This window comes from Dietzia maris (assembly GCF_036287335.1).
GTDB classification, from domain to species: domain Bacteria; phylum Actinomycetota; class Actinomycetes; order Mycobacteriales; family Mycobacteriaceae; genus Dietzia; species Dietzia cinnamea.
In genome coordinates, this window is record NZ_CP143053.1 from 1,282,894 (window position 1) to 1,298,741 (window position 15,848).

Sequence of the window (15,848 nt, forward strand, 5' to 3'; positions counted from 1 at the left end):
AGTTTCGTTACAGGTTGTGACGCAAGTGAATATTTAGCCCTCTTGAGTACTTCGTTCGGCGAACTTCCCGAGGACGAGCGCGATTCTCAGCACGAATGCGTCCCGCGCGGTGAGGGGGTCGAATTTAGTGATTTGACTCACTCTCTTCAGGCGGTACCTGACGGTATTGGGATGGACGTACAACTCGCGGGCGCACTTCTCCACGTGCCCGCCGGAGTCGAGGTAGGCCCGCAGGGTGTCCTCCACGGAGGCGTCCGCACCCCGCAGGGGCGTGACGATCCGGTCGACCAACATCGCCGCCGCGCCGCGGTCGCCCCCGAGGACGCGCTCGGGGAGGAGGTCGATGGCCGCGACGGGCCGCGGCGCGCCGGGCCAGCCGCTCACCGCCGCCGCCCCGGACAGCGCCTCCGCCGCGCTGTCCGGGGCCTCGACCAGGGAGCCCACGGTGTGTCCGTGGACGACGGGGGCGTCCGAGGAGAACGCGTCGAGCACCGCGGGCGGGATCGACGCGGAGGATTCCAGCTCTCCCGACAGGATGACGACGAGGCGGGCCCCCTGCACCACGGCCAGCGCGTGCCGGTCGGACGAGACGGCCGCCTTGTGGACGGCGGGCACCGAGGCGAGACCCAGGTCCTCCCTCGGGGTCCCGATGATGACCGTGGCCGCGGTCGTCGGGTCCCAGTTCAGTGCGGAGGCACCGGAGATGAGGTCCGCGTGCCGGTCCCCGCGGACCACGGCGTCGACGATCATCGCCTCCATGCGCGTGTCCCACGCGCCGCGGTTCTCCGCCGCCGCCGCGTACACGGAGGCCGCGGTGAACCCCAGTTCGCGGCCGAACTTCAGGACCGCCGCGATCATCAGCCCGCGCTGTCGCTCGTTGTGGGTGATCCGGGGCATCACCAGCTCGAAGTACTCGAGGGTCGATCGCACGAGCTGCACCGTCTGTTGCAGGGTGAGCCCCTGACCGACGCCCTTGGGTAGCAACTTGAAACCGGCGATGGTGTCGGTGTGCGGGGCCTCGGGGTTGCGCACCCACGTGACGAAGTCACGGACCGCGCTCTGGATGATCAGCTGGATCTCCGCCCGCTGGTCCGCCGACAGTTCGGCGAAGAACGGCAGTTCCTGCTCCAGTGCGCGGACCGCCTCGGTGGACAGGGTCCCCGAGTACCGCGTGATGCGCTTGAGGAGGGCGTCGGAGACCGGCCTGTCGTCCGGCGGCGTGGACGACCGCCGCCGGACGCGCTCCGGCTGCCTCTCCCCGGTGGCGGGGTCGGACGTCTCGGTCACGCCACTCCGGGATCCGTCGTCGGCTCGGGGGCGGCCATGACGTCGTCGATCCGGTACTGCCGCGCGGCCTCGAGGAGGGTGACCTTCTCGATGGCGCCCTCGCGGACGAGCCCCGCCAGCACGGCGACGACGATCGACTCGGCGTCGGTGTTGAAGTAGCGACGAGCGGCCGGCCGGGTGTCGGAGAACCCGAACCCGTCGCAGCCCAGAACCGTGAAGTCACCGGGGACCCAGGCGCGGATCTGGTCCGGCACCGCCTTCTGGAAGTCGCTCACCGCGACCTTCGGCCCCTCGGCGTCGGCCAGCGCCGCCGCGACGAACGGGGTGCGCGGCTGCTGATCCGGGTGGCGCAGGGCGTGTCGCTCACACTCGAAACCGTCGCGGGCCAGCTCGGTCCAGGAGGTCGCGGACCACAGGTCTGCCGCGACGTCCCAGTCCTCGGCGAGCATCCGCTGCGCGTCGACCGCCGCGTACATGGCCACGCCTGAAGCGAGGATGGCGGCCTTGTGGGTGCCGGACTCGGCCGCCCGGAACCGGTACAGGCCCCGCAGCAGCGCGTCGGCGTCGAGATCCTCCGGCTCGGCCGGCTGCGGAACGGGCTCGTTGTACAGGGTGATGTAGTACGAGACGTTGCGGTCGATGCCGTCGGTCTCCGTCTCGTGGGCGGAACCCGGCCCGTACATCCGCTCGACGCCGGCGCGCATGATGTGCGCGACCTCGTAGGCCCAGGCGGGGTCGTAGGAGATGATGCCCGGATTGGTCGCCGCCAGCAGGGGGGAGTGTCCGTCCATGTGCTGGAGGCCCTCGCCGGTGAGGGTCGTGCGGCCGGCGGTCGCGCCGAGCAGGAAGCCCCGGGCGAGCTGGTCGGCGGCCGCCCAGATCGCGTCGCCGGTCCGCTGGAAGCCGAACATCGAGTAGAAGATGTACAGCGGGATCATCGGCTCGCCGTGGGTGGCGTATGCGGTTCCGGCGGCCGTGAACTCGGCGACCGAACCGGCCTCGCTGATGCCCTCGTGCATGATCTGGCCGTTCTTGGCCTCCTTGTAGCTCAGCATGAGCTCGTGGTCGACCGAGGTGTAGTTCTGGCCGTGCGGGTTGTAGATCTTCAGCGTCGGGAACCACGAGTCCATGCCGAAGGTGCGGGCCTCGTCCGGGATGATGGGCACGAAACGGTCACGCAGCGACTCGTCGCGCATGAGCTCCTTGGCGGTTCGCACGAGCGCCATCGTCGTGGCCACGGCCTGCTTGCCCGAGCCCTTGCGCAGCGACTTCAGGGCGTCGATGTCGGGCACGTTCAGCGGGGTGAAGGTCTGCCGCCGCTCGGGCACGTGACCGCCCAGCGCGGCACGGCGGTCCAGCATGTACCTGATCTCGGGGGAGTTCGGCCCCGGGTTGTAGTACGGCGGCTGGGCGGGGTCGGCCTCGAGCTCCTCGTCGGTGATCGGGATCTGCTGCTTGTCGCGGAACAGCTTGAGGTCGTCGAGCGTCAGCTTCTTCATCTGGTGGGTCGCGTTGCGCCCCTCGAAGTTCTGACCCAGCCCGAAGCCCTTGATGGTGTGGGCCAGGATCACGGTCGGCTGACCGGTGTGCTCGAGCGCGGCCTTGTACGCGGCGTGGATCTTGCGGTAGTCGTGCCCGCCGCGGCGCAGGTCCCAGATCTCCTCGTCCGTCATGTCCTCGACGAGCTTGGCGGTGCGGGGGTCGCGGCCGAAGAAGTGCTCGCGGACGTAGGCGCCGTCGTTGGCCTTGAACGTCTGGTAGTCACCGTCCGAGACGGAGTTCATCAGCGAGACGAGCGCGCCCTCGGTGTCCTTCTCGAACAGCGCGTCCCATTCGCGGCCCCAGACGACCTTGATGACGTTCCAGCCGGCGCCGTTGAAGTAGGACTCCAGCTCCTGGACGATCTGGCCGTTGCCGCGGACGGGCCCGTCGAGCCGCTGGAGGTTGCAGTTGATGACGAAGGTGAGGTTGTCCAGCGCGTCGTTGGCCGCGATCTGCAGCGCGCCGCGCGACTCGACCTCGTCCATCTCACCGTCGCCGAGGAACGCCCAGACGTGCTGCTGGGAGGTGTCCTTGATGCCGCGGTTGTGCAGGTAGCGGTTGAACCGCGCCTGGTAGATGGCGTTGATGGGCCCGAGACCCATCGAGACGGTCGGGAACTCCCAGAACTCGGGCATCGAGCGGGGATGGGGGTAGGAGGGCAGGGACCGACCCGGGTGGCTCTTCTCCTGCCGGAAGCCGTCGAGATCGTGCTCGCGGAGCCGACCCTCGAGGTACGCGCGGGCGTACATGCCGGGGGAGGCGTGGCCCTGGAAGAAGACGTGGTCACCGCCGCCGGGATGGTCCTTGCCGCGGAAGAAGTGGTTGTAGCCCACCTCGTAGAGCGGCGCCGCGCCCGCGTAGGTCGAGATGTGGCCGCCCACGCCGATGCCGGGGCGCTGGGCGCGGTGGACCATGATGGCGGCGTTCCAGCGGATCCACCGGCGGTAGGTCCGCTCCACCGCCTCGTCGCCCGGGAACTCCGGCTCGAGGCTGGTGGGGATCGTGTTGACGTAGTCCGTCGAGGTGAGCGCCGGGAGCGGTACGCGTTGTTTCGAGGCACGTTCGAGCAGCCGCAGCATGAGGTAACGAGCCCGCTCGGGCCCGGCCTCGGCGAGCAGACCGTCGAGCGAATCCATCCACTCCTGGGTCTCCTCGGGATCGGAGTCCGCCAGGTAGGACGCGACGCCCTCGCGGAGGACCGGCACGTTGGTGGGTGCGGAACCGTTCCTGGGGCCTGCGTTCTCGGTCATGCTTCTCGTCCTCACCTCTGTGATTCGTACCGTGGCGGCCCGGTGGGGCCACCACTCGTCGGTACAGCGTCGGGCCCGCACCGCGGTCCACGGGTGTGTGGCGGACCGCGTCGGGCTCGGACCGGGCCACCGTCGGCCCGTCGTTTCCGATTGTGCCCCAAAGCGTGACCCGCGACACCGTCGCGGGATGCCCCGCGCCGGTAAATGGGCGGTAGTCGTTTCCCCGGTGCCTGTCCGCGGGTAGTGTTCCTGGTCAGCGAAAGTCCTCGATGAACTACCTCGATGGACTACTCGGAACAGAGGGAGGAACACCACGGTGGTCGCCGCGGCGAACCAGCAGGACGGAGCGGACCAGGTCGCTGGTCAGCTCGATCTGACGGAGGGCATGCTCGTTCAGGAGGTCGGATGGGATTCCGACTGCGACGAGTCGATCAGCGAGGCCGTCGAGGACGCCGTCGGATCGGAGCTGCTGGAGGAGGACACCGATGAGGTGGTCGACGCGGTGTTGCTCTGGTGGCGGGACGGTGACGGAGACCTCGTGGATCGGCTGATGGACGTCGTCACTCCGCTCGCGGACGAGGGGTCGGTCTGGGTCCTCACCCCCAAAACGGGGCGTGACGGGCACGTGGAGCCCGCGGTGATCGCGGAGTCCGCCCAGACCGCGGGGATGCTCCAGACCCGGACGGCGGCCATCGGGGACTGGGTCGGCAGCCGGCTCGCACTCCGCAAGAACAGCATGCCGCGGAAGTAGGGCGGGGACCCCGGGAGCTCCGTGTCCGCCCCGCGGGGAGGCGCGGCCCACGGTGGGATAACCTGAGCGGCACCGGTGCCCGCGGAGGCGCCGGTGCATGCGCGCGTAGCTCAGCGGTTAGAGCTCTGGTCTTACACACCAGCGGTCGGGGGTTCGATTCCCTCCGCGCGCACCCCATGGACACCTCTCGCGCCTGCGGCATCGCCCTGGGCTTCCTCGTCGACGCGGCGCTGGCCGACCCCTCGAGGTGGCATCCGGTGGCCGGCTTCGGCGCGGTGGCCTCGCGCGTGGAGGGACTGCTCCACCCGCCCGCGGACGCCGTCGACGCCCACGCGGCGGCAGGCGCCCACCACGCGACGGCGGGCCGCGTCGCCGTCCGGGCCCGCGGTGTCGTCTTCACCGTCGTGCTCGTCGGCGGGGTGACGGCCGCCGCGCGCGGTCTCGACTCGGCCGTGGCCACCAGGCCCTTCCTGCGTGTGGCGACCACGGCGGCCACCGTGTGGGCCTGTCTCGGCGGGACCTCTCTCCTCCGGATCGCCCGTCGCCAGGCGGAGTTGCTCGACCGGTCTGACGTCGACGGGTCGCGGCGGCTGCTCCCGTGGTTGTGCGGCCGCGAGCCCGGGGCTCTCGACGCCGGCCAACTCGCGCGGGCGGTGGTCGAATCGGTCGCGGAGAACACCTCCGACGCCGCGGTGGCCACGCTGTTCTGGGCCGGCGTCGCGGGCCCCGCCGGGGCGGCGGCCCACCGTGCGGCCAACACGCTCGACGCGATGGTCGGGCACCGCTCACCGCGCTACGTCGACTTCGGTTGGGCGTCGGCTCGTCTCGATGACGTGCTCGGGTGGCCGGCCGCCCGGTTCGCGGGCCTGCTGACCGCGGCCGTAGCCCCGGTCGTGGGCGGGCGGCCCGCGGAGGCGATCCGGACCTGGCGTCGGGACGCTTCGTCCCACCCGAGTCCCAACGCCGGCGTGGCGGAGGCGTCGTGCGCGGGAGCGCTCGGCGTCCGGCTCGGCGGGCCCACCCCGTACCCGTACGGGACGGAGCAGCGGCCCGGGCTCGGTGACGGCCCCGCGCCGCGCCCCGTCGACATCCGGCGGGCCGTCCGACTCATGCGGGCGGTGCAGATCGGGGCCGCGGCGGCCGCCGTGTGCGCTGCCGCCGCGGGCGCGCGCAGCCACCGATCCGTGCCCCGCGGGTCAACTGACTGAGCCGGGCGCCGCGGGTCAGTCTCCCGGTGCCAGCAGGACGAGGGCGCCCGAGACGGTCTGGGCCGGTCCGGGCAGCGGGACGCGACGGGGCCGGGTGTCGCGAGCGGGTTCCGGCGAGCGCACGGGGCCGCGGCCCCAGGACCACAGCGCGCCGGAGCCGTCGATCCCGTAGGGGGACGATTCGCTCGCCCCGACCCACCGCAGGGGCGGCAGCCCCGGCACCGGCCGCGGGGAGGTGAGGACGGTGTCGTCGGTCGTGCCGTCGCCGAGGATCCCCGTGACGGTGCGTCCCCAGGTCCAGACGGTGCCGGCCGAATCGAGCGCCAGCGCGAAGTGCTGGCCGCCGGCCACCTGCACGACCTCGGCGTCACCGAAGCCGTCCACGCGGACGGGCCGGTTGGTCTGCCCGCCGCGCGGTTCCACGCCCAGCAGGCCGTGGACGTTGTTGCCCCAGGCGCACACCTCGCCCGTCGCGGTGGCGATCACCGCGGCCCCGCTCGCGTCGGCCACACTGACCGCCCCGGGGACGTCGCGGATCCGGCGGACCGTGGTCCCGGGCGGTTCACCGAGGATCTCGGTGAGGTTGACGCCCCAGCCCAGGACACCACCGTCCGAGCGGAGGGCGAGGGCGCTGAGGGAGCCGTCGGCGACGGAGACCACCTCGTCGACGCCCTGCACCGCGGCCGGGGTCGTGCGGACCGAGGAGTCGCCCCGGAAACCGCCGGAGGCGATGAACGAGTCGCCCCAGCCGGACACCGTGCCGTCCGCGTGGGTGACGAGGAACGCCGACCCCACGGCGGCGACCGAGATCGCGTCCGAGACCCCGGGCACACGGCGCGGCAGCAGGGTCTGCCCGGCGCCGCCGGCCGTTCCGGCGAGGAGGCCGTCGTGGTCGACGCCCACCACGGAGACGGTCCCGCCGGCGTGCACGGCGGCCAGGGTGGTGCCGGCGTCGGCGACCGAGACGACGTCGTCCCACCCGGGGACCGGGCCCATGGGCAGGCCGCTCCGGATCACCTGACCGATGAGGTGGGCCTGTCCGGGCTCGTGGCGGGGGGCGGTGGGGAAAGCGGTGGAGTCCGAGCAGGCGGACGCGAAGAGGACGGCGCGGTCGGCGGGGCTGCACGCGGTCGTCCCGCCCAGCGCGAGGCAGACGGCGGTGGTCACGGTGACGGCGCGCCGCGGGATTCGCATCCCCGGATTCTGCTGGGGCGAGGGGCGCTTGTCGAGCGGTTCGTCAGCTCCGCAGGCGGTCGGCGCGGCGGAACGCGCGCCGCTGTTCGGCGGCGTCGCGGTCGCCGTAACGCGCGCGCATCGCGCGTTCGCGGGCCGAGACCTCGTCGTCGGCCCGGGCCTCGTCGTCCGCGGCCGACACTCCGACGCCGCTCCTCGGGGCCGGGCCGTCACCCCCGGCTACGCCGGAGCCGGCGTAGCCGGCGTCGCCGTCCGGGCCACCGCCCGACGCGGCATCACCGGCGTCCGCCGTGCGGTCGGCGAGCCCGGCGTCGTCGTCGCGGCGCCGCGCGCGGATCTCGGCCCATGCGAAGTAGATGAGGGCGGCCGGAGCGAGGACGCCGAAGGCGAGCCACTGAAGGCCGTAGGACAGGTAGGGCCCGTTCTCGATGCCCGGGATCGGCGCGGGGGTGAGCGAGCCGGGCTGGTCGCCGGTCAGCTGCAGGTACCCGGCGGGCCGGAGGTCGTGCCCGAGGGTGTCGCCGATGACGGCCGGGTCGACGACGCGGACCGCGGGACGGCCGTCGAGCTCGACGGGATCGGCCTGGCCGGGTTCGGCGACGCGCACGCGGGCGGTGATCCCGACCTCGCCGGCGGGCGCCGCGGGGTAGTCGGGGACGGCGTTGTTCTCTCCCACCTGCACGTAGCCGCGGTTGACGAGGAGATCCGGCCCGTCGACGGGGTCGAATACGGTCAGGACGTGGTAGACCAGCTCGCCGTCGACCGACCGGAGCCGCAGCAGGGCCTCGGAGTCCGGCTCCCACCGGCCGTCGAGGGTCACGAGCCGCCACTCGCGTTCGGCGTAGTCCTGCGGGCCGCGCACGACCTCGTCGAGCGGGGCGGGCTCGGCCTCGACGGACTCGACCAGCCGGGCGTTGCGGGCCTCGAGGTCATCGCTCTTGCCGAGCTGCCACGGGGCGAGGAACGCGAAGCACGCCCAGGCGAACAGGATCGCCGCGAGGACCCCGATCACCCACCCGGGGGTCAGGAAGCGCCGCAGGATCCGCATGCTCCCAGGATATCGGTCGGGCGGGGCGGGGCACCGCCGCGGTGGTGGCGGCTACCCCAGCAGCTCGCGCACCTCGGCGACCAGACCGGGCAGGGCGCGCGAGATCTGCATGCGCGTACGCGTGAAACCGCTGTCGTCGCCGTAGTAGGGGTCGGCCACGTCCGCGCCGTCGGCCCCGGGTTCGTACGCGCGCAACAGGCGGACCCGGTCGGGGTCGACGCCCGCGCGCAGGAGGTGGTCGCGGTGGCCGCTGTCGAGCGCCACGAGCAGGTCGGCGTCGTGGTCGTCGTCGGACAGCTGCGCGGCCACGTGCGCGGTGTCGTAGCCGTGGGCCGCGAGCTCGGACGCCGCGCGCGGGTCCATGCCGTGGCCGACGTGCCAGTCGCCGGTGCCGACGCTGGAGACCCTCACCCGGTCGCCGAGCCCGGCCTCGTCGAACTCGTGCCGCGCCATGACCTCGGCCATGGGGGAGCGACAGATGTTGCCCGTGCAGACGAACACCACTCGTACCGTGCGGTCACCAGCCACGGATGATCTCCTCCAGTGCTGCGGTGTCGACGGCCGACCAGCGGGCCCTGTCCCACTCCTCGGGCCGGCCGTAGCCCCAGCGCACGATGGCGGTGGGGATGCCGTACCGGGCGGCGCCGTCGATGTCGTGTTCGCGGTCGCCGATCATCAGCACCCCGTCCGTGCCGCCGTCGGCGGCGGCCACGGGATCGACCCCCATCGCGGCGAGGGAGTGCGCGACGACGTCGGCCTTGGCCAGCCGCCCCACGCCGATGTCGGCGCCGCCGACGAACTCGAACGGCGCGAGCAGGTCGAAGTGGCCGAGGATCCTGCGGGCGGCGTTCTGGTCCTTGCTGGTCGCCACGGCCATCCGGTACCCGTCCACGGCGAGCCGGTTCAGCAGCGTGTCCATGCCGGTGAAGACGGCGTTCTCGCGCCAGCCGACCTCGTCGTAGCGCTCGCGGTAGGCGTCGATCGCGCGGTCGAGGTCGGCGCCGGCCAGGCCGAGCGAGGCGAGGGTGTCGATCATGGGTGGCCCGGCGATCGAGCGGATGTCGCGGGTGGTGTCCCAGCGGGCGCCCACGACGTCGAGAGCGTGGTGCAGCGATCGGGCGATGCCGTCGAGGGAGTCGGTGATCGTGCCGTCGAGGTCCACGAGGAGGATCGGGCGGTCGGTCATGCCGCCATCCTCCCAGAGGAGGGGACGCGGGCCGAACGGCGGTCGGGTGACGGGGTCGCCGTCCTAGGCTTCGGACATGACCGAACCGACCGGGGTCCGCGCCGACGAGCCGTCGTGGGCGGCGCTGCGTCACCACGGGGACGCCGAGCTGGCCCCCGGCGCCCTGGACTTCGCCGTCAACGTGCGCGGGTCGGGACCGCCGACGTGGCTTCGCGACAGGTTGGCCGCGCGCCTCGCCGACCTGGGGGGATATCCCGGGGGCGACGACGACGAGGCCGCCGTCTCGGCCGTGGCCGCCCGTCACGGGGTGCCGCGCGAGCGCGTCCTGCTCCTGGGCGGGGCATCGGAGGGGTTCCACCTGCTCGCCGGCCACGCGGCCCGGCACCGCCTGCGCGCCGCCGTGGTGCACCCGTCCTTCACCGAACCCGAGCTGGAGCTGCGACGGGCCGGCGTCGGAGTCGAGCGCGTCCTCCTGCCCGACCCGTTCCGTCTCGACCCGGCCCTGGTCCCGGGGGACGCGGACCTCGTCGTCGTCGGTAATCCCACCAATCCCACGTCGGTGCTGCACCCCCGCGCCGCCGTCGCGGCGCTGTGCCGTCCCGGGCGAGTCACCGTGGTGGACGAGGCGTTCTGCGACGTGGTGGACGACGAGGCAGGGCACTCCCTCGCGGGCGCCGACCTGCCCGGCCTGGTCGTGGTGCGATCGCTGACCAAGACGTGGGCGCTGGCCGGCCTGCGCGTGGGGTACGCGGTCGGTGAACCCGCCGTGCTGGCCGACCTCGCCGCACACCGACCGCACTGGCCGCTGGGCACGCTCCAACTGGAGGCGATCCGGGCGTGCGTCGGGGCGGACGCGGACGGTGAGCTCGCCCGCCTTCGCGTCGCCGTCGCGGCGGAACGGGAGGCGATGGTCGGGGCCCTCGACGCCGCCGGGATCGAGGTGGCCGTGCCCCCGTCGGCGCCGTTCGTGCTGGTCCGCACCCCGTCGGGCGTGGACCCGGAGGCGTTCCGGGACGGACTCGTGCGACGCGGCATCGTCACCCGCCGCTGCGACACGTTCCCCGGCCTCGACGCGACCTACCTGCGGCTGGCCGTGCGGCCGGGCACGATGGTGGACGAACTCGTCGGCGCCTGGCACGCGGAGGCCGGCGCGGCGCGGAACCGACTGGAAGGGGAGCGAGCATGACCACCGGCAGGCCCACCCTGGCCGACGTGATCGACCTGTTGGAGCGCGCCTACCCGCCGCGCCTGGCCGAGTCGTGGGACCGCGTCGGCCTGGTCGCCGGTGACCCCGCCGCCGAGGTCTCGCGCGTCGTCGTGGCCGTGGACGCCACCGACGCCGTGGTCGACCACGCCCTCGCCGAGGGCGCCGATCTGCTGCTCGTCCACCACCCGCCGCTGCTGCGCGGCGTGCACTCCGTGGCCGCCGACACGCCCAAGGGACGTCTGCTGCACCGCCTCATCGCCGGCAGGTGCGCGCTGTACGCCGCGCACACCAACGCCGACTCCGCGCGACCCGGCGTCAACGACGCCCTCGCCGACGCGCTCGGTCTCACCGCCGGCGCCCCCCTGGCACCGACCGGCGACGGCACCGTCGACCGGTGGGTGGTGACCGTGCCAGACGACGACCTCGACGACCTCCTGCACGCGGTGTTCGCCGCCGGGGCCGGACGGATGAGCGGCTACACCGAGTGCTCGTTCTCCGTGCGCGGCACGGGGCGGTTCCGGCCCGGCGACGGCACCGACCCGACGATCGGCAGCATCGGCGAGCCCGAACAGGTCTCCGAGACCCGGGTCGAGTTCGTGGCCCCGCCCGAGTTGCGCTCCGCGGTCCGGCGCGCTGTCGTGGCCGGGCACCCGTACGAGGTGCCCGCGATGGACGTCCTCGTCAACCACGCCGGACCCGGCCCCGGGCCGGAGGACACCGGGCTCGGCCGGATCTGCGATCTCGACGAGCCCACCACCCTCGCCGCGTTCACCCGCCTCGTCGCCGACAGTCTGCCCGCCACCGAGTGGGGGGTGCGGGCCGCCGGCGACCCGGAGGCCGAGGTCCGGCGCGTCGCCCTGTGCGGCGGATCCGGTGACTCGCTGCTCGGCGCCGCCCGCGCGGCCGGCGCCGACGTCTACCTCACCGGGGACCTGCGTCACCACGTCGTGGACGAGCACCTGCGCGAGGGCGGGCCGATGCTCGTCGACGCCGCCCACTGGGCGCTGGAATTCCCGTGGTGCGCGCAGGCCGCGGCCCTGCTCGAGGAGGGCGCCGGGGTCACCGCGAGCGTGTGCGACCTGCGGACCGATCCGTGGACGGTGGCCGCCGGGGGAGCGCGCGGGCAGCGGTAGTCTTGGCTCCCATGAAGGCCGATCCCCACCACCAGCGTCGACTCGTCGACATCGCCGACCTCGACCTGCGCCTGGCCGGTCTCGCCCACCGGCGAGAGCACCTGCCCGAGCAGGAGACGCTGGACGGGCTCACGGCCGAGCGCCGCGCCGCCACGGAGTCCGTCGCCCGGGCCCGGATCCACCTCGAGGACCTCGATCGCGCCCTGGCCAAGCTGCGCTCGGACCTCGACGCCGTCCGCCGTCGCCGCGCCCACGACTCCGACCTGCTGGCCTCCGGCAGCCTGTCCGAGCACCAGTCCACCGAGCTGGACTACGAGCTGCGCTCGCTGGCCCGCCGGCAGGACGCGCTCGAGGCCGAACTCGGCGAACTCAGCGAACGCCACGAGGCCATGGAGGCCGACGTCCGCCACTCCGGGGCGATCGTCACCGACCTCGACGCGCGCATCGGCATGGCGCGGACACTGCGCGACACCGCGCTGGCCGAGCTCGAGGACGCGGTCACCGCCACGACGGCCGAGCGGGCGCGTGAGGCCGAGGGGATCCCCACCGACCTCCTCGACTTCTACGCCCGGTGCGCGGAGAACGCCGGGGTCGGGGCGGCCATCCTCAACGGCGGCCGGTGCTCGGCCTGTGCGATGGACCTGGACCGCAGCACCGTGGCCGCGTTCCGGTCCGCTCCCGCCGACGACGTGCTCACCTGCCCCGAATGCGGCGTGATCGTCGTCCGTACCGGCACCCAGTGAGCGCCGGTCCCGGCTGGACGGGCGCCACCGGCCGGCCCACCCGCATCGTCCTGGCCCGACACGGCCAGACCGCCCTCTCGGTCGACCGGCGGTACTCCGGCCAGGGCGACCCCGAGCTCACAGACCTCGGCCTGGCCCAGGCCGAACGCACCGCCCGGCGGCTCGCCGCCCTGCCGGACCTGGCCGCCGTGGTGTCCTCGCCGCTGCGTCGGTGTCTGGGCACCGCCGAGCGCGCCGCCGAGGCCGCCGGCGTGCCGCTGATCGCGGACGACGACCTCATCGAGACCGACTTCGGCTGGTGGGAGGGGCTGACGTTCCGCGAGGCCGCCGAGCAGGACCCCGACACCCACTCCCGCTGGCTCGGCGACACCTCTGTCCCGCCGCCGGGGGGCGAGAGCTTCGAGGTGGTGCGGGAGCGCGTCGAACGGGGCCTACGCCGCATCGTCTCCGAGCGTCCCGGGCAGGTGGTCGCGGTGGTCAGCCACGTCACCCCCATCAAGCTGGCCATCCGTGCAGGACTCGGCGCCGGCGACGAGCTGCTGTTCCGCCTGCACCTCGACCTGGCCTCGGTCTCCGATGTGCGCTTCTACGCCGACGGGCCCACGTCGGTCCACCTGGTCAACGACACCTCGCACCTCGACTGACGCGGCACGTCCGCCGACGCCGCGACTCGGTCGACGCCGCGGCTCGGTCGATGGGTGCCGGGGACTAGACTGGGCGGCGAACGAGTCGGCCGGACGGCCGCGGACAGGGGAACCGGCGCCCACGGGTGGCCAGGCCCCGGCCCGAGGAAAGTCCGGACTCCACAGAGCAGGGCGGTTGCTAACGGCAACCCGGGGCGACCCGCGGGACAGTGCCACAGAAAACAGACCGCCGCGCCCACGCCGGCGCGGTAAGGGTGAAACGGTGCGGTAAGAGCGCACCAGCACCCCGGGTGACCGGGGTGGCTCGGTAAACCCCGCCCGGAGCAAGGTCGAAGGTCGCACCGCTGGCGGTGCGACTGCGCGGATGGACGTGCGGTGACGCACGGGGAGGGCTGCTCGCCCGAGTCCGCGGGTGGACCGCTCGAGGTACCCGGTGACGGTGTGCCCAGATGGATGGCCGTCGCCCGCCGCACGCGGTGGGCACAGGATCCGGCTTACAGGCCGGCTCGTTCGCCCCGCGCCCCGCCCCGCCCCGCCCCGAGCCAGTTCGGCACCGGACCGGTAGTGCGACCAGAGAGCCCGCGCGCCACAGGTCGTCATGCCGCGCGTCGCGGGTCGTCATGCCGCGCGTCGCCGGGCCGCCGCTAGTAGGGTCATGGGTGCACGCCCAGCCCGTCGATCCGAGGAGGTCCGCCGTGTCGGAAGAGCAGTGGTACTACGACATCGCCACAGGTCAGGCACTGCAGGGCAAGGTGACCAACTGGGACAACCGGATGGGCCCGTACGCCACGCGCGCCGAGGCGGAGGCGGCGCTGGCCAAGGCCAAGGCCCGCAACGAGGCGTGGGACGCCGAGGACGAGAAGGACTGACCGGGCTCGGCGACCCCGCGCGGGCGTCGACCGCGTCGAGCAGGCCCCGGCGACTCTTCTCGCCGCCCTACTTCTTTCTCTTCTTGCCCTTCTTCCGGCGCTTGCGCGCCGCGCGCCGTGACTCCGACAGTTCGCGGTAGGCGGCCGTGACCGCCGCGGCGTCGCTCTCGAACCCGTCGAGGGCGTGCTCGGAGAAGCCGCGCTCGTGCTCGAACAGCACCCCGAACCCGAAGGTCGACTCGTGAGCCGTCTCGGCCCGGCGGGCGATCCGGCGTAGCCACTGCCGGGCCGTCACGCTGTCCTGCACGTCCCCGAGCACGGTGTGCAGGCGCTGACAGGCGTCGCGCAGCGGTGCCACGGTGAGCTCGTCCGTCCCGGACAGGGCGTTGACATTGCGCCGCAGGGCCTTGGCGCGCTTGCGGACGACGTGGGTGAGCTCCTCCCGCTCGGCGAGCGTGAGGTCGAGTTCGGCCAGGTCGCGCTCGGTGCGGGTGCGGGCCTTGGTGAACTTCTTGAACTGGCGGTCGACGCCACTCAGCATCAGGTCCTCGGCCTCGCGGCGCTTCTTCTTGCCGCCCTTCGCCTCAGCACCGTCGGCCGCGGCGTCGCCCTCGTCGCCCGCGCCGGAGGGGCCGACGCCGGCGACGCGGACCAGCTCGTGGAGCCGGTCGACCAGGTCGATGTACCGGTCGGAGAGCAGAGCCGAGGTGACTCGCTCGCCCGCGCGCCGGGCCTCGGCGTCGAGTTCCGTCCGCAGGCGCTGACGGGTCTGCGGGCTCACCACGTCCTCGGGGTATCCGGCGGCCACCTCCTCGAGGCGCTCGTCGACCACCTGGATGTCGCGGAGCTTGCCCAGAACGGCGGCGAGGACCTTGAGCTCCGCGAGCAGCCCGGGCAGGTCGAGATCGGTGCCGGCCACGTCGGCCTCGAGCTCGGCGGCGAAGGTGCTGATGGTGCTGCGCAGCCCGCGGACCGCCACGCGCATCTGATGGACGCCCACCATGGTGGTGCGCCGGGCGGCCGGGTCGTGGTCGAGCAGCTTCTCCAGGTCGCGCGCCAGGGCGTCGCGGACCGGGGAGACGCCCTCGTCACCGGCGTCCGGTAAGGGCCCGATCGCGCGGGCGAGTTTGGAGGACGACGACGAGGTGGTGGCCCCGGCGTCCGCGCACGCGGCGGCGACGGCCGCGAGATGGGCGTGGGCGTCGGGCCGCCCCGGATCGACGATCTCGGCCTCCCACTCCCGCCATGTGGCCGCGGACCCGCCGTTCACGAAGGCCTCGGTGGAGACGTGGTCGTCACAGAACTCGATCACCGCGGCGCCGTCGTCGTCCCGCAACGTGTGGACCTGCCGGAGGTTGTCGACCCGGGCGACGGGCGCCAGCGGACGGCGACGGACAAGCCCGGCGACCGCGGAGAGGAATTCGTCCGGGACCTCGTCGCCGAGAGGGGCCTGCAGTTCGATACGGCCGGCGTGGGCGGGCAGTTTGAGGTGCCACCCCTCGTCGTCCCCACCGGTGCGGCAGCGCAGCGTCACCTTGTGCCGCGTGAGTGAGAGATCGTCGGTGTCGTAGTAGACAGCGGAGAGCTCGTACTCCTCCGGACCGTCCGCGATGAGCGGCGCGAACGCGTCGGCGGAGGGAGCCGGGATGTCGTCGTCGACCTCGAACTTGCTCTCGACCTCGACGGTCTCGTTGATCGTCATGGACCGGTTGTACCAGTTGCCGGTGAACACCGCCCGACGTGCTACGCCCCAACCGGGACTTACTTGCGGGTAAGATCGGGAGTG

Annotated in this window: 13 protein-coding genes, 1 tRNA gene, 1 other RNA gene and 1 pseudogene; 9 read left to right on the forward strand and 7 right to left on the reverse strand. The window is 73.1% G+C overall.

The window, feature by feature from the left end; all coding sequences use genetic code 11:
- Window positions 1-33 precede the first annotated feature (33 nt).
- Both VYL96_RS05865 and aceE read right to left on the reverse strand, forming a co-directional pair.
- A complete protein-coding gene (locus VYL96_RS05865; protein ID WP_131884866.1) occupies window positions 34-1,287 on the reverse strand; it encodes a PucR family transcriptional regulator in 1,254 nt (417 codons plus the stop codon).
- Window positions 1,284-4,079, reverse strand: coding sequence for a pyruvate dehydrogenase (acetyl-transferring), homodimeric type (aceE, locus tag VYL96_RS05870; RefSeq protein WP_131884865.1), 2,796 nt, complete (start codon window positions 4,077-4,079; stop codon window positions 1,284-1,286). Before aceE ends, VYL96_RS05865 begins: the two co-directional genes overlap by 4 nt.
- A 316-nt stretch (window positions 4,080-4,395) precedes the next feature.
- On the opposite strand from aceE, the gene VYL96_RS05875 reads away from it, so the two are divergent.
- The 3 genes from VYL96_RS05875 to VYL96_RS05885 all read left to right on the forward strand — a co-directional run bounded on the left by VYL96_RS05875 (window position 4,396) and on the right by VYL96_RS05885 (window position 6,038).
- On the forward strand, window positions 4,396-4,830 hold the full coding sequence (locus VYL96_RS05875; protein ID WP_007628241.1) for a DUF3052 domain-containing protein: 435 nt from the start codon (window positions 4,396-4,398) through the stop codon (window positions 4,828-4,830).
- Window positions 4,831-4,929: 99 nt separating this feature from the next.
- A tRNA-Val gene (locus VYL96_RS05880) sits at window positions 4,930-5,002 on the forward strand.
- A 4-nt stretch (window positions 5,003-5,006) separates the two neighbouring features.
- Window positions 5,007-6,038: a CobD/CbiB family cobalamin biosynthesis protein gene (locus VYL96_RS05885; protein WP_131884864.1), complete on the forward strand. Its 1,032-nt coding sequence runs from the start codon at window positions 5,007-5,009 to the stop codon at window positions 6,036-6,038.
- 15 nt (window positions 6,039-6,053) lie between these two features.
- Here the strand turns inward: VYL96_RS05885 and VYL96_RS05890 are convergent, their stop codons facing one another.
- The 4 genes from VYL96_RS05890 to VYL96_RS05905 are packed head-to-tail and all read right to left on the reverse strand — an operon-like array spanning window position 6,054 to window position 9,466.
- Window positions 6,054-7,232, reverse strand: a complete 1,179-nt coding sequence (locus VYL96_RS05890; RefSeq protein ID WP_131884863.1) for an RCC1 domain-containing protein — start codon at window positions 7,230-7,232, stop codon at window positions 6,054-6,056.
- Window positions 7,233-7,275: 43 nt separating this feature from the next.
- Window positions 7,276-8,280: an SURF1 family cytochrome oxidase biogenesis protein gene (locus VYL96_RS05895; protein WP_131884862.1), complete on the reverse strand. Its 1,005-nt coding sequence runs from the start codon at window positions 8,278-8,280 to the stop codon at window positions 7,276-7,278.
- Between the two features lie 51 nt (window positions 8,281-8,331).
- On the reverse strand, window positions 8,332-8,808 hold the full coding sequence (locus tag VYL96_RS05900; RefSeq protein WP_063974078.1) for a low molecular weight protein-tyrosine-phosphatase: 477 nt from the start codon (window positions 8,806-8,808) through the stop codon (window positions 8,332-8,334).
- Complete coding sequence (locus tag VYL96_RS05905) at window positions 8,798-9,466, reverse strand: HAD hydrolase-like protein (RefSeq protein WP_131884861.1); 669 nt, start codon at window positions 9,464-9,466, stop codon at window positions 8,798-8,800. Before VYL96_RS05905 ends, VYL96_RS05900 begins: the two co-directional genes overlap by 11 nt.
- Before the next feature lie 76 nt (window positions 9,467-9,542).
- Here VYL96_RS05905 and cobC point away from each other — a divergent pair, with 76 nt between their 5' ends.
- The 6 genes and pseudogenes from cobC to VYL96_RS05935 all read left to right on the forward strand — a co-directional run bounded on the left by cobC (window position 9,543) and on the right by VYL96_RS05935 (window position 14,062).
- Window positions 9,543-10,652 (forward strand): Rv2231c family histidinol phosphate aminotransferase CobC, encoded by a 1,110-nt coding sequence (gene cobC / locus VYL96_RS05910; RefSeq protein ID WP_131884860.1) that lies wholly within the window; start codon window positions 9,543-9,545, stop codon window positions 10,650-10,652.
- Window positions 10,649-11,806 (forward strand): Nif3-like dinuclear metal center hexameric protein, encoded by a 1,158-nt coding sequence (locus VYL96_RS05915; protein WP_131884859.1) that lies wholly within the window; start codon window positions 10,649-10,651, stop codon window positions 11,804-11,806. Before cobC ends, VYL96_RS05915 begins: the two co-directional genes overlap by 4 nt.
- Before the next feature lie 11 nt (window positions 11,807-11,817).
- Window positions 11,818-12,549, forward strand: coding sequence for a zinc ribbon domain-containing protein (locus tag VYL96_RS05920; RefSeq protein WP_131884858.1), 732 nt, complete (start codon window positions 11,818-11,820; stop codon window positions 12,547-12,549).
- Window positions 12,543-13,193: pseudogene (locus VYL96_RS05925) on the forward strand (histidine phosphatase family protein); the annotation flags it as partial. The gene VYL96_RS05920 and the pseudogene VYL96_RS05925, both read left to right, overlap by 7 nt.
- 81 nt (window positions 13,194-13,274) lie before the next feature.
- Window positions 13,275-13,706, forward strand: an RNA gene (gene rnpB, locus VYL96_RS05930) — RNase P RNA component class A.
- A 182-nt stretch (window positions 13,707-13,888) separates the two neighbouring features.
- A complete protein-coding gene (locus VYL96_RS05935; RefSeq protein WP_007630414.1) occupies window positions 13,889-14,062 on the forward strand; it encodes an SPOR domain-containing protein in 174 nt (57 codons plus the stop codon).
- 67 nt (window positions 14,063-14,129) lie between these two features.
- Here VYL96_RS05935 and VYL96_RS05940 read toward each other — a convergent pair whose 3' ends face one another.
- Complete coding sequence (locus VYL96_RS05940) at window positions 14,130-15,764, reverse strand: CYTH and CHAD domain-containing protein (RefSeq protein WP_165928413.1); 1,635 nt, start codon at window positions 15,762-15,764, stop codon at window positions 14,130-14,132.
- Between the last annotated feature and the right edge of the window lie 84 nt (window positions 15,765-15,848).